Annotated in this window: 9 protein-coding genes; 5 read left to right on the top strand and 4 right to left on the bottom strand. The window is 37.8% G+C overall.

Features of this window, described 5'->3' with window-relative positions; all coding sequences use genetic code 11:
- The first annotated feature begins 39 nt into the window (after positions 1-39).
- From ACWNCI_RS10880 to ACWNCI_RS10865, 4 genes are all read left to right on the top strand, one after another.
- The gene (locus ACWNCI_RS10880) at positions 40-1,122 is read left to right on the top strand and encodes an efflux RND transporter periplasmic adaptor subunit (protein WP_346984284.1); all 1,083 of its coding nucleotides are present in this window, start codon (positions 40-42) and stop codon (positions 1,120-1,122) included.
- A gap of 92 nt (positions 1,123-1,214) precedes the next feature.
- On the top strand, positions 1,215-4,409 hold the full coding sequence (locus tag ACWNCI_RS10875) for an efflux RND transporter permease subunit (protein WP_449388323.1): 3,195 nt from the start codon (positions 1,215-1,217) through the stop codon (positions 4,407-4,409).
- Positions 4,396-5,838 carry a TolC family protein gene (locus tag ACWNCI_RS10870; RefSeq protein ID WP_449388322.1) on the top strand — a complete coding sequence of 481 codons (1,443 nt, stop codon included), beginning with the start codon at positions 4,396-4,398 and terminating at the stop codon, positions 5,836-5,838. The genes ACWNCI_RS10875 and ACWNCI_RS10870 overlap by 14 nt, the downstream gene beginning before the upstream one ends.
- 585 nt (positions 5,839-6,423) lie before the next feature.
- The gene (locus ACWNCI_RS10865) at positions 6,424-8,139 is read left to right on the top strand and encodes a helix-turn-helix domain-containing protein (RefSeq protein WP_449388321.1); all 1,716 of its coding nucleotides are present in this window, start codon (positions 6,424-6,426) and stop codon (positions 8,137-8,139) included.
- A gap of 127 nt (positions 8,140-8,266) precedes the next feature.
- Here ACWNCI_RS10865 and ACWNCI_RS10860 read toward each other — a convergent pair whose 3' ends face one another.
- The 4 genes from ACWNCI_RS10860 to ACWNCI_RS10845 all read right to left on the bottom strand — a co-directional run bounded on the left by ACWNCI_RS10860 (position 8,267) and on the right by ACWNCI_RS10845 (position 12,487).
- Complete coding sequence (locus ACWNCI_RS10860) at positions 8,267-8,497, bottom strand: hypothetical protein (RefSeq protein ID WP_346984288.1); 231 nt, start codon at positions 8,495-8,497, stop codon at positions 8,267-8,269.
- 196 nt (positions 8,498-8,693) lie between these two features.
- Entirely contained in the window at positions 8,694-9,584 is an 891-nt protein-coding gene (locus tag ACWNCI_RS10855) for a DUF72 domain-containing protein (RefSeq protein ID WP_449388320.1), read from the bottom strand.
- A 104-nt stretch (positions 9,585-9,688) separates the two neighbouring features.
- Positions 9,689-11,347 carry a ribonucleoside-diphosphate reductase subunit alpha gene (locus ACWNCI_RS10850; protein ID WP_346984290.1) on the bottom strand — a complete coding sequence of 553 codons (1,659 nt, stop codon included), beginning with the start codon at positions 11,345-11,347 and terminating at the stop codon, positions 9,689-9,691.
- 165 nt (positions 11,348-11,512) lie between these two features.
- Positions 11,513-12,487, bottom strand: a complete 975-nt coding sequence (locus ACWNCI_RS10845; RefSeq protein WP_346984291.1) for a ribonucleotide-diphosphate reductase subunit beta — start codon at positions 12,485-12,487, stop codon at positions 11,513-11,515.
- A 426-nt stretch (positions 12,488-12,913) separates the two neighbouring features.
- Between ACWNCI_RS10845 and ACWNCI_RS10840 the strand changes: the two genes are divergently transcribed.
- Positions 12,914-13,603, top strand: coding sequence for an ABC transporter ATP-binding protein (locus tag ACWNCI_RS10840; RefSeq protein ID WP_449388319.1), 690 nt, complete (start codon positions 12,914-12,916; stop codon positions 13,601-13,603).
- Positions 13,604-13,702 lie beyond the last annotated feature (99 nt).

The raw sequence follows: 13,702 nt of genomic DNA, 5'->3' as shown, positions 1-13,702 counted from the left end.
CCTATTAAAACATTAACGATTTATATAAACTCTAGAATTATGATCAAAAGAGTTGTCGCAAGCATTGCGCTAAGCAGTCTTTTATTGTTCAGCTGTAACAAGAAAAAAGAAGAAAAAGAAGAAGCTACAGTCTATCCCGTGACCTCCCCTGTAGTGATGGATACGGTGATTGATAAAGAATATGTAGCTCAGATTCAATCTGTAAAAAACATTGAAATCCGTGCACAGGAAAAAGGTTTCCTGGAGAAGATCTACGTAGATGAAGGTCAGTTTGTACATCAGGGCCAGACCTTATTCAGAATTATGCCGCAGCTTTATCAGGCGGAACTCATGAAAGCGAAAGCCGAAGTAGAGCAGGCCTCCATAGAGCTGAAAAATGCAAGTACACTGGCCAGCAACAACATCGTTTCCAAAAACGAGAGAGCAATGGCTAAAGCTAAACTGGATGCCGCCAATGCAGAAGCAAAGCTGGCGCAGATCCATCTTTCGTTTACAGACATCAAAGCTCCGTTTTCAGGGATTATCAACAGAATTCCCCGTAAGTTGGGAAGCCTTATTGACGAAGGTGATTTATTGACGTCACTTTCAGACAATAGTAATATGTATAGCTATTTCAATGTTTCTGAGCCTGAATATCTTAGTTATCAGATGCACGCTGCAGACAGAGGAAGCAACGAGGTGAGCCTGCTAATGGCAAACGGAGAATTGCTTCCCGAAAAAGGGCAAATCCAGACTATTGAAGGAGAGTTTGACAATGAAACCGGAAATATTGCTTTCAGGGCAAAGTTCCCGAATCCCAATAAACTGCTGAGAAATGGTGAAACAGGAAAAGTGAGAATGACCCTGCCGTTGAGAAATGCTTTAATCATCCCTCAGAAAGCTACCTATGAAATCCAGGATCAGAAGTATGTATTTGTAATTGGTAAAGACGGAGTCGCAAGATCTAAAAATATTAAAGTGGCTTATGAGCTTCCTGATGTTTATGTAGTGGGCTCCGGCCTTGCAACAGGTGATAAGATCCTTTTGGAAGGTGTTCAGAAAGTGAAAGACGATCAGAAAGTTCAGACAAAATTCCAGGATCCGAAGAAAGTTCTTAATTCATTAAAATTAAAAGCAGAGTAAAAAATATATGATAATTGATAATCGATAATTGATCGGTCAAATGTTCAAAAGTATCATCTATCATTAATCATTAATAATTCATCATTATTTTTATGTTTAAGAAATTCATTCGCAGACCTGTTCTGTCTATCGTAATCTCTCTGATTATAGTTTTCATGGGAGTTTTATCACTGTTAAAATTACCGATTACACAGTTTCCCTCTATTTCACCACCAAAGGTAAATATCACGGCAGAATATCCCGGTGCCAACAACGAATTGTTGATTAAATCCGTGGTTATTCCGTTGGAAAGAGGATTAAACGGTGTACCCGGTATGAAATATATGACTTCTGATGCCGGAAACGACGGAGAAGCGTCCATTCAGGTAGTTTTCGACTTGGGAACAGACCCGAACGTAGCCGCAGTAAACGTGCAGAACCGTGTATCTTCAGTCGTAAATAAACTTCCGCCTTTAGTGGTGCGTGAAGGTGTGAAAATAACGCGGGAAGAACCTAATATGTTGATGTATATTAACTTATACAGTGACGATCCGAAAGCTGACCAAAAGTTTCTTTTCAACTATGCAGATATCAATGTGATGTCTGAATTGAGAAGGGTAAGCGGTGTCGGCTTTGCAGATATCCTGGGAACAAGGGAGTATGCCATGCGTATATGGTTGAAACCTGACCGTTTAACGGCTTACAGCATTTCAGCAGATGAAGTGATGGAAGCATTAAATCAACAAAGTTTAGAAGCTTCTCCGGGTAAAACGGGGGAAAGTTCAGGAAAGCGTTCACAGTCATTTGAGTATATTCTGAAATATCCGGGACGTTACAACAACGAGAAGGACTATGGAAACATTATCCTTAAAGCAAAATCCGACGGAGAATTTATCAGATTAAAAGATGTAGCCAATATTGAGTTTGGTTCATCTATGTACGATATTTATTCTACATTAAATGGAAAACCTTCTGCAGCGATCACTGTAAAGCAATCTTATGGTTCCAATGCAAGCGATGTTATCAAAAATGTAAAATCTTTGATGGAGGAACTTCAGAAAACCACTTTCCCGAAAGGAATGCATTATGACATCAGTTATGACGTATCAAGATTCCTGGACGCTTCTATTGAAAAAGTAGTTCATACTTTGTTTGAAGCATTTATTTTGGTGGCTATTGTGGTATTCCTTTTCCTGGGTGACTGGCGATCAACATTGATTCCTGCGCTGGCGGTTCCTGTGTCATTAGTCGGTACATTCGCCGTGATGTCAGCCTTCGGAATTACATTAAATATGATCTCGCTCTTTGCGCTTGTAATGGCGATTGGGGTCGTAGTCGATGACGCGATTGTGGTTATTGAGGCAGTTCACGCCAAGATGGAGGAAAAGAATTTATCTCCTTTAAAGGCAACAGAAGAAGCAATGCATGAAATCAGCGGAGCAATTATCGCAATCACTTTGGTAATGGCATCCGTATTTATTCCGATTGCCTTCATGTCCGGACCGGTTGGGGTATTCTATCGCCAGTTCTCGATTACGATGGCTTCGGCGATTATCCTTTCGGGAGTGGTAGCTTTAACATTGACGCCGGCTTTATGTGCTTTAATTTTAAAGAATAATCACGGGAAACCGAAAAGAAGAACTCCAATCACCATTTTCTTGGATAAATTCAATAATTTGTTTACCAAAGGAGCCGGGAAGTATGAAAAAATGCTGAATAAAACGGTTAAAAAGAAAACCATCACTTTACCTTTATTATTAGCGTTCTGTGCCTGTACGTTTTTCCTGAGCAATTCGCTTCCTTCAGGATTTATTCCGGCTGAAGATCAGGGGATGATTTATGCGATTATCCAGACACCTCCGGGATCTACATTGGAGAGAACCAACCAGATTGCTAAAGAATTGCTAAGAGAATCTGAAGATATCGATGGAGTACAGTCTGTTTCTTCACTGGCAGGATATGAGATTCTGACTGAAGGTACAGGTTCCAACTCCGGTACTTGTTTGATTAACCTCAAAAGCTGGGAAGATCGTAAAGAATCTGCTGCGGAAATCATCGAAAAGCTTGAAGAAAAAGCCAAAAATATTCCGGGAGCCAATATAGAATTCTTCCAGCCACCGTCAATTCCCGGGTATGGTGCAGCCGGTGGTTTTGAACTTCGTCTTTTAGACAAGGCAGGAAGCGGAGATTATCAGAAAATGGAGAAAGTAAGCAACGATTTTGTGCGTGAGCTGAAAAAACGTCCCGAGTTGGGGTCTGCATTTACATTTTATTCTGCAAGTTTCCCTCAGTATATGTTAAGGGTGGATAATGATTTAGCCGAACAGAAAGGGGTTACAATTGAGAATGCAATGGATAATTTATCAACATTGATAGGTTCCAACTATGAGACCAGTTTCATCCGTTTCGACAGACCATATAAAGTGATCGTTCAGGCGGGGCCGCAATATCGTGCGTTGCCAAGTGACTTATTAAAGCTTTATGTTAAAAATGATAAAGATCAAATGGTTCCGTATTCAGATTTCATGCATTTGGAAAAGGTTTATGGTTTATCGGAGATTACAAGACACAATATGTACAACTCCGCCGAAGTAAGTGGAACGCCGGCACCGGGATACAGTTCAGGACAGGCAATTGCAGCAATTAAAGAAGTGGCAGATAAAACACTTCCGAGAGGTTTCGGAATCGACTGGGCGGGTATTTCCAAAGATGAAGTAAGCCGTGGGAATGAAGCAATATTTATTTTCCTGGTGTGTTTAGGATTCGTTTACCTTATTCTTTCTGCGCAGTATGAAAGTTTTATCCTTCCATTACCGGTAATCTTATCGTTGCCGACAGGTATTTTCGGAGCTTTCTTATGTTTAAAATTATTAGGGCTGGAAAACAATATCTATGCTCAGGTAGCAATGGTCATGCTGATCGGTCTTTTAGGTAAAAATGCCGTACTGATCGTGGAATTTGCCGTACAGAAAAAGGCTGAAGAAGGTATTCCTGTGGCTCAGGCAGCTATCGAAGGAGCGGCTATCCGTTTCCGTCCGATCCTGATGACATCATTTGCGTTCATTGCAGGTTTGATTCCGTTGGTGATCGCTACCGGGCCGGGTGCTATCGGTAACAGAACGATTGGGACAGCAGCAGCGGGAGGTATGCTTATCGGAACTATTTTCGGATTAATGATTATTCCTGGATTGTACTACATCTTCGGAACTATTGCCGAAAGGTCGAAACTGGCGAGATATGAAGAAGAAAATCCTTTAACAGAACAAACAGAACCGTATCAACACGATGACAAACATGAAGATTTATAATAAATATATAGCAGCCATCGCCTTATCGCTTGTTTTAGCGAGCTGTAAGGCGCCTATGGCGACCGTCATAAAAGACGAGGTAAAAGAAAATGTGCCTCAGAACTTCAATCAGGAAGATCAGGGTGATGCCAATAATAACAGCGGGACAACTCCCTGGAGACAGTTTTTTACTGACCCTAATTTAGTTTCCCTAATTGAAACGGCTCTAAAAAATAATCAGGAGCTGATGATCACTTTACAGGAAATTGAAATTGCAAAGAGTGGTGTTTTAGCTAAAAAAGGAAGATTAACACCTGCTGTTTCTGCAGGAATCGGAGCAGGAGTGAAAAAAGCAGGACGTTATACCAGCGAAGGGGCGGGCGATGCCACTACAGAAATTGAACCCGGAAAAGAAATGCCGGATCCACTGGGGAATTTTGAAGGCGGTTTAATGGCCAACTGGGAAATTGATATCTGGAAAAAACTCAGAACAGAAAAGGAATCAGCAATAGCACATTATCTTTCAACAGTAGAAGGTAAAAACTTCGTTCTTTCTAATCTGATTGAAGAGATTGCTGATAATTATTATGAATTGCTGGCGTTAGACAATCAGCTTGATATCATCCAGCAGTACACAAAACTTCAGCAGAAAGCTCTTGAAATTTCAAAAATTCAAAAAGAAGCAGCGGCAGCTACCGAATTGGCAGTAAAGAAGTTTGAGGCTGAACTGGCAAAATCCAAGGCAACGGAATACACCATCCGTCAGCAGATTACCGAAAAGGAAAATGAAATCAACGCGTTGTGTGGCCGTTACCCTCAACCTATTGTAAGATCGAAAGATGATTTTATGACTACACTTCCGCAAACGGTCTATACCGGAATTCCTTCACAGCTGCTGGCTAACCGTCCGGATATCAAGCAAGCTGAATTGGAATTAAAATCTGCAAAATTAGATGTTGAGGCAGCCAGAAAAGAATTTTATCCTACATTGGAAATCTCCGCAACATTGGGACTGGAAGCCTTTAAACCGTCTTATTTAGTTAAGTTGCCTGAATCGATGGCTGCAAGTCTGGTAGGTGAATTAGCAGGTCCGCTGATTAACAAAAGCGCAATAAAAGCCAATTTTCAGACTGCCGATGCAAGACAGATTCAGTCTCTGTACGAATATGATAAAACGATTCTGAATGCGTATCTGGATGTGGCCAATTTAATGTCTAAAGTCAAAAATATTGATCAGTATTATAAACTAAAGTCTGAAGAAACAAAAGCTTTGGAACAATCGATAGATATAGCTAATCAGCTTTTCAGGAATTCAAGGGCAGATTATCTGGAAGTACTCCTTAATCAGAGAGATGCCCTGGATGCCAAAATGGAGCTGGTGGAAGCTAAACAAAAACAGCTGAGTACAGTTGTTGACATTTATAAGAGCTTAGGCGGAGGCTGGAAGTGATTATAAATCCTTAATGTTTTAAAAAGAAAAGAGACTGCCCGAAAGGGACCAGTCTCTTTTCGATTAAAACTGAATTTTAATAAAAAGATTCATAAACCTTTTATTAAATTGATCTGCAGGATGTGTGCGCAGTTAATTATGATATGGTTGATACCTTAAAAAAAATGGTTATTAGTTTTGAAATTAACTTTAAAAAACCAACCTCCCCCAAAAAAGTAATTTCCCTGTTAAGGAAGGTGGCGAAATTATTTATTGACTCACTATGTTTTTACGGTTATTAGTTTTTACCCTTCTGATGTAAGGCTATTTTATATCTTATGTAAGCCTTGTCATAGTTCGAAAACAAAAGCATTATTTTTCTTCTGTAAATTTCTGTATTCAAAAATATCATCTTATAATGAATTATGAAAGCAATTGTTGTCATTATTCATAAATAAAGACGTCATAATTCGTACGAGAAGAATATTTAAAATATTGACTATCAGTTTTTATATTTGTAAAATAGAAATAATTCGATCCTTGATAATAATTCAAACTTGTTTGAGAAAAACCGCTCAATTTTTGTAATTTTGACCGTTGTTTATAATGAATGATACTAAGGTGATTAAAAAACTATTTCTTTTATTTTGTACCGCTTGGTTCGGGTTATTCTTTTCTCAGGAATCGCATAGTCAGTATTATGAGCTCAGAAACAAATATGAAAATATGGAAGAGAATGATGCTAAAGCATTTCTCTATATTCAGCCATATATTAATAAAGCAAAAAAGGAAAAGAACTATGAAAAACTGGTTCAGGGATATAAAGATGGTATTTTTTACGCCTTCCTTGATGAACAAAAATTAAAATATGCCGACAGTATGGTTTGGGCAGCAAACCTTTCCCGGGATAAAGATCTTCTTATTACCGCCCATATTGATAAGGGAGTCATATATTATTACAATTACAAAAAATATCAGCTGGCACTCAATGAGTATCTGAAAGCATACGAATACTCTAAAAATACCAGAAATGAATACTTGAAATACCAGAATCTGTATCATATTGGCGTGGTGAAAAGCTATTTAGGATATTATGATGAAGCTGCTGAATTATTCGGTAAATGTCTTACACATTATAGAGAGAAATCAAAATTGAACCTTCATCCGAATGAAATCTATAACAATAAAAAAGGATATCTCAATAGTCTTCATCAGTTGATTATATGCTACAGGCATTTAGGGAGAAATAAGGAAGTGGATGCAGCCATAGAAAAAGGACTTTCTGAAGTCGGCAACAGTAACGATTATGCGCAGGAAAAAGCCTATTTTCTTTTGTCAAAAGGTATTTCTGAATATAGAGACAAACATTATAAACTTGCATTATCGGATCTTAATCAGTCTCTGCCTTCGATTGTAAACAGCAGGGATTTTGCGAGACTTTCGGTTAATTATTTCTTTATCGGTAAAAGTTACCTTGGATTGAAGGATACTAAAAGGTCATTCGGTTACTTCAAAAAGATCGATTCGATTTTTAATAAGCATCAGTTTCTTCTTCCGGAGCTTAGGGAAAATTATGAGATCCTGATCGACTACAGCAAAAAGAATAAAAATCAGGCACTGCAGCTCTATTATACCAGTCAGTTGCTGAAGGCAGACAGTGTCATGTCGAAAGATTTCAGTTATCTGTCTACGAAGATCCATAAAGATTATGATACTAAAACATTGCTGGATGAAAAAAATAAACTTCAGAAAATCAATTACCTGGTAACCGTTGTTATTATACTTTTGATTATCTGGGCGATCGGACTTATCATGCTGTTTAACAAAAAACAGAAAAAAGCAAAAGTAATCAAACAGCAATACATCTTACTTGAAGAGAAATTTGCAAAAGAGCAAAATATTTCGGAAGCTCCTATTGTTGCTGTAGAGGAAAAAAGAACCAATCTTCACGAAAGAAAAGTAGAAGAGCTGCTCAGAAAGCTGAAATTATTTGAAGATAAAAAAGGTTTTATTCAAAAAGGTCTTACCATCAGTAAACTAGCTTCACAGCTGGGAACAAATTCCAGCTATCTTTCCCAGGTCATTAATGAACATAAAGGTGGGAATTTTAACAAATACCTCAGCCAGCTCAGGATCAATTACATCACCAATTTACTTTTTGAAGACAGAAAATACCTTAAATACAATATCGAAACCCTCGCCAAAGAATGCGGAATCGCCTCCCGCCAAAACTTCTCCGATTTGTTTTATGAGATCAATGGGATACGCCCCACGGATTTTATTAAGAAGAGGATTCAGGAGATTGAGAGTAAGAATAATTAGTTTTGATACTGATCTTTATTGCTGTTATTGTTAAAACTGAAAACACCTCGCTTTTACAAATGTCTTAATAGCCAAAGTCCCGATTTTAAACCGGGACACGATGAATTATTTTAAAATAAAGAATACATTAGGGATAATCTAAAATCAGCATTATTTTTTCCTTGAGTTCTTCGGGACACTTTTTAATGATTTTGTCTTTATTTTGTTTGCTGATTTGCTTAGGCTCTACCCATTCAGTTACATCAGAACTCAAGCTGTTATGATCATACACTCTTTTTATTGTCTCATTGTTGTAAAAAGTGTATTCGTCATTCAGAAAGTTTGTAGAGATGTTTATTTTGCAAATTTCATTTTCCATAATAATGTGTTTTTAGATTGTTCGACATTCAGTAAAGATTATCATCCTCTCTAAATTTAATCATTATCAGAATACAAAAAAGACTTTCTTGATTATTTTTTTTTCTGCTAAAAACCCGAATTATTTTTCTTTTAAAAATTATATTTAATGAAAATCATTCTTCTAAAAAGTAAGTGAAGTTAAAAATTATCAGTTCTTAAAATAATGTTCCCGTACTTTCGACTGCCATTTTAGGGATGTGAATGTCTGTTTTCCATTCTTCATTCATTTTTTTGATAAAATAAGCGGAGAGAAGAGGTGAGGCTTTTTCGATATTCTGGTGTACAAAAAAGTAAACATTTTGCAGGCCTTCTTTCTTCCATTTCGTAAGATGCTTCATCCAATCATCCAATCTCGCATAATCACTGTCAGCATTGGCTCCCACGTATCGGATGAATGCTGTCGGTGTTGTGAGACGCATATGCAGCATGTCTCTTCTGCCTGCTGTGTCTACAATAATATTGGTAACATTGTAGGTTTCAAAAAGTTCACAGGTAGTATTCAGAATATTCTCATTGGTAAACCATTCGGTATTTCTTAATTCAATGGCGAGCGGGACTTCTTTGGGCCAGTCTTTAACGAATTTTTCCAATCTGTCATAATCTTTAGGTTTAAAATTATCATGAAGCTGAAGAAATACCATTCCTAATTTTTCATCAAACTGCATTACGGAAGTCGCAAATTGAGTAACCGGTTCGGTGACGTCAATTAATCTCCTGAAATGGGAAACAGTATTGGTGATTTTAGGAAAAAATTTAAAATTATCGGGAGTCTTTTCCTTCCACGTGTGAACCTGATCAGGAGTAGGCATCCCGTAGAAAGTTGCATTAAGCTCTATGGAATTGAACTGAGTAGCGTAATACGTTAGTTCATCTTTTGTCCCTTTGGGATAAAACCCTTTGAGATCGGTTTTATTCCATTTGGCACACCCGATGGAAATATTTTCCAGGCCTTTTTTATTTTGGTTTAAAATTTCCTTTGTTTTTGGGTGATCTTTGGGTAGCGTAAAATCTATTTTCGAAGGATCTTCTACTTGTCCGAATTTCATATCTGGATATATTTAATGATTAAGTCTTTTAACAAATATAAAATAAAAAAGCACGCCAGAAAAGCGTGCTGAAGTGAATATGTATTGTTTACTATTTGAGAGTCCTATGCTTCACAAGCTGTACAGGTAACAAAGTTGACCATCATTTCTTTAGAAACAGAAGAACTTCTTTGATAATAAAGAGTTTTAACCCCTTTTTTCCATGCTTCGATGTATAAATAGTTGACATCTTTTACCGGCATTGTGGAAGGAATCTGCAGGTTCAGTGACTGAGCCTGATCGATATACTGCTGTCTTTGTGCCGCCTGCGAAATAATCTCCATTGGAGAGATTTCTTTAAAAGTTTTAAATACTGCTTTCTCTTCTTCTGTTAATTCCTTCAAATGCTGTACAGATCCGTGGTTCAACATGATTGTTCTCCATGTTTCCTCATTATCAAGGCCTTTTTGTTCTAATAATTTTGCCAGATATTTATTCTTACGCATAAAGTTTCCTTTTGCGAGGCCGGCTTTAAAATAATTAGAAGCGAACGGCTCGATTCCCGGAGAAGTTTGTCCCAGAATCGCAGAGCTGGAAGTTGTAGGAGCAATGGCCATTGTTGTGGTATTTCTCAGTCCGTATCCTTTCAGCAATTCAGGTTCTCCGTAAATGTTTGCCAGTTCTCTGGAAGCCTGTTCAGCCTGTTCTTTGATACGTCTGAAAGCTCTTGCATTGAATTGTGTTGCTTCAAAGCTTTCAAAAGGAATCATATTTTTCTGAAGGTAAGAATGGTATCCTAAAACACCCAATCCCAAGGCTCTGTGTCTCATCGCGAAATTTCTTGCTCCCTGAAGATAATAGTTTCCTTCTGTTTTATCAATAAATTCAGATAAAACTGCATCCAGGAAATAGATGGCCAGTTTTACGGCATCCGTATCTTTCCATTCGTCGTACAATTCAAGATTCATGGAAGATAAACAGCAGATGAAAGATTCTTCCATTGTCGAAGGAAGCATGATTTCAGAGCAAAGATTACTTGCATTTACCGTTAATCCTAAATCTTTGTAAACCTGCGGTTTATTTCTGTTAACGTTGTCTGTGAAGAAAATGTAAGGAAGGCCTTTTTGCTGGCGGCTTTCCAGAACTCTTGCCCAGATCTTACGTTTTTCCATATCACCTTCAATCATGTCCTGCATCCAGTAATCCGGAACGCAGATTCCTGTAAACAAGTTCTGAATCGGACTTCCGATATCTTTAATGGATAAAAACTCTTCAATGTCACCGTGGTCGATATCAAGGTAAGCTGCAAAAGCACCTCTTCTCACCCCGCCCTGAGATACGACGTCCATGGCAGTATCAAAAAGCTTCATGAAAGAAACTGCTCCTGAAGATTTTCCGTTATCGGTTACTGCAGTTCCTCTGTTACGAAGTTCCCCGAAATATCCTGACGTTCCGCCACCGATTTTTGTCTGCATGATAACTTCTCCCATTTTGTGGGTAATTCCTTCAATGCTGTCCGGAATGTGAACGTTAAAACAGGAAATAGGAAGACCTCTCTGAGTTCCCATATTCGCCCAGACCGGTGATGAAAAGCTGATCCACCCTTTGGTGATCATTTCCTTGAAAGCTGGCTGAAGCTCAGGTTTATACAACCTTTTTGCTGCTGCCGTAGTAATTCTGTCGATAGCGCCTTCTACTGTTTCTCCTTTTAGCAAATAACCTCTGTTAAGCATTTGCTCCGACTCTTCATTGAGCCACCATATATTGTTGCTTTGTTCTTCCATAGTTGTTTATATTTTCGAAATTCCTGAGTGATTTTAATACTCAGGAATTTTGTGCTTTAATAATATTTTTTTTAAAAAGATTGTAATATGCTTCGACAGGCTCAGCATGACATTGCTAATACTAACGGCTTTGACGCTCGCTTCGCTCGCGCCGAATTAAATGAATTAAAACAAATCGTTCGCCGTAATACTCTTATCGTGTTTCGTATAATCTACAGGTCTTTTAGCAAAGAAATCGTCCATAGAATTGGCAAAAACTTCCTCTTCAAACCAGACCATTGGTCGATATTGTTCCGGAGTGACATTGTATCTTGTGTTCATGCCGATTTTCTTTAAACTGTCGTCCACACGGTACTTCATGAAATTTAATAAATCCTCTTTTGAAAAAACATTTAATTCTCCCAATTCGAAGATCCAGTCAAGGATTTCTCCTTCAAGTTCTACTGACTGATCAACCAATGTGTAGATATCTTCAATATCAGAATCTGTCAACAGTTCAGGCTGTTCTTCACGGATTTTATTGATAAGGTAGATTCCGGCGTTGGCGTGAATCTGCTCGTCAACGGAAGTCCAGGCGATGATATTGGAAACATTTTTCATGTATCCTTTAAATCTCGTAAAAGAAAGAATGATGGCAAACTGAGAGAAAAGAGAAACATTTTCGATCAGGATACTGAATAGCAAAAGAGAAGAAACATATTCTTTCGGCGTTGCGGAATTGGCGTGTTTCAGGACATTTGACAAAAATTCGATTCTCTTTTTTACGGCAGGAATTTCAATGACATTCAAAAATTCGTCGTTGTAGCCTAAAACTTCCAACAGACGGGAATATGCTTCGGAATGACGGAATTCACATTCTGCAAAAGTGGCTCCCAAACCGTTAAATTCAGGTTTTGGAAGATGGTTGTACAGATTTCCCCAGAATGTTTTTACCGATACTTCAATCTGTGCGATAGCCAGAAGCGCATTTTTTACAGCGTGTTTTTCATTCGGCTCCAGCTGTGAATGAAAATCCTGAACATCTGCGGTGAAATCCACTTCCGAGTGTACCCAAAACGATTTGTTGATCGCTTCAACGAATTGAAGAACCTCAGGGTATTCAAATGGCTTATAGCTTACTCTCTTGTCAAAAATTCCCATATTTTTAGAATGTCTTAAAAAATTAAATAATAGATCAATGTGGATAAAGTTCAAAAAATAATCAACAGGTTGATTTGTTGTGGCTTACGGTTGAAAATTATCAACCTCAGATGCGCTTTACTTTTTGTGATGTACAAGTACAAAGTTAGAAAACAAGAACTGTATTTAAAAGGGTGAAACACTAAATGATTGAGTTTTAACCTTAAAAGTTTTCCACATTTACATGAAAACCGCTTAGGCATTGACTTATACACGAATATCCTTTAAAAATGTATGTTATAAGCAGATTGATATTAAACAGTTTGGTGTAAATCACTATGAATAAAAGGAAAAAATATTAAACAATAATTTAATTAAAGAATTTTTTATTCTTCGTAACAAATTAAAATTTATATCTACTTATTGGGTAAAACATAATCTTACTTAATGTTAGTAATTCAGGATTTACATAAGTCGTACGATACAGGGAAAAGCAAGCTGCATGTTCTCAAGGGAATAAACCTTACCATTGGTGAAGGTGAATTTGTCTCGATCATGGGAAGCTCCGGATCCGGAAAATCTACACTCCTTAATATTATAGGGATTCTTGATGAGAAAGATTCCGGTGTTTATGAGCTGGATGGTGTTCCTATTGAGCATCTGTCGGAGGTGAAGGCTGCAGAATACAGAAGTAAATTTTTAGGATTTATTTTCCAGTCTTTTAACCTGATCGGGTATAAAACTGCTTTGGATAATGTTGCGCTTCCGTTATATTACCAGAATGTCCCGAGAAAAGAGCGTGACCGTAAAGCGATGGAATATTTGGAAAAAGTAGGGCTTGCGCAGTGGGCTAATCATTTACCCAACGAGCTTTCCGGGGGGCAGAAGCAGAGGGTTGCTATTGCAAGGGCATTGATCACAAATCCTAAAGTTGTTCTGGCTGATGAACCTACAGGTGCTTTGGACTCTAAAACGACTCATGACATTATGAAACTTCTTCAGGAAATCAATAATGAAGGAAAAACGATTATTGTCGTAACTCACGAACCTGATGTGGCTGCACAGACTAAACGAAATGTTATTCTGAAAGACGGCATCATTGAAAGTGATCAGTTTATCAAGCAGTTAGTGCTGTAACAGTGAATGGTGAATAATCAATTTTTGCTTTGCAAAGTGAGTTTTTAGAAGGACAGATAAATTGACTATTAACTAAAGAAAATTGACACACATAATACA

It is taken from the genome of Chryseobacterium lineare (assembly GCF_977014045.1).
The sequence above is the reverse complement of the archived record's forward strand: the minus strand, read 5'-3'. Positions and strand labels throughout refer to the sequence as shown.

Coding starts and splice junctions, on each gene's coding strand:
- ACWNCI_RS10880 (WP_346984284.1), top strand. CDS start 40: ATGATCAAAAGAGTTGTCGCAAGCATTGCGCTAAGCAGTCTTTTATTG.
- ACWNCI_RS10875 (WP_449388323.1), top strand. CDS start 1,215: ATGTTTAAGAAATTCATTCGCAGACCTGTTCTGTCTATCGTAATCTCT.
- ACWNCI_RS10870 (WP_449388322.1), top strand. CDS start 4,396: ATGAAGATTTATAATAAATATATAGCAGCCATCGCCTTATCGCTTGTT.
- ACWNCI_RS10865 (WP_449388321.1), top strand. CDS start 6,424: ATGAATGATACTAAGGTGATTAAAAAACTATTTCTTTTATTTTGTACC.
- ACWNCI_RS10860 (WP_346984288.1), bottom strand. CDS start 8,497: ATGGAAAATGAAATTTGCAAAATAAACATCTCTACAAACTTTCTGAAT.
- ACWNCI_RS10855 (WP_449388320.1), bottom strand. CDS start 9,584: ATGAAATTCGGACAAGTAGAAGATCCTTCGAAAATAGATTTTACGCTA.
- ACWNCI_RS10850 (WP_346984290.1), bottom strand. CDS start 11,347: ATGGAAGAACAAAGCAACAATATATGGTGGCTCAATGAAGAGTCGGAG.
- ACWNCI_RS10845 (WP_346984291.1), bottom strand. CDS start 12,487: ATGGGAATTTTTGACAAGAGAGTAAGCTATAAGCCATTTGAATACCCT.
- ACWNCI_RS10840 (WP_449388319.1), top strand. CDS start 12,914: ATGTTAGTAATTCAGGATTTACATAAGTCGTACGATACAGGGAAAAGC.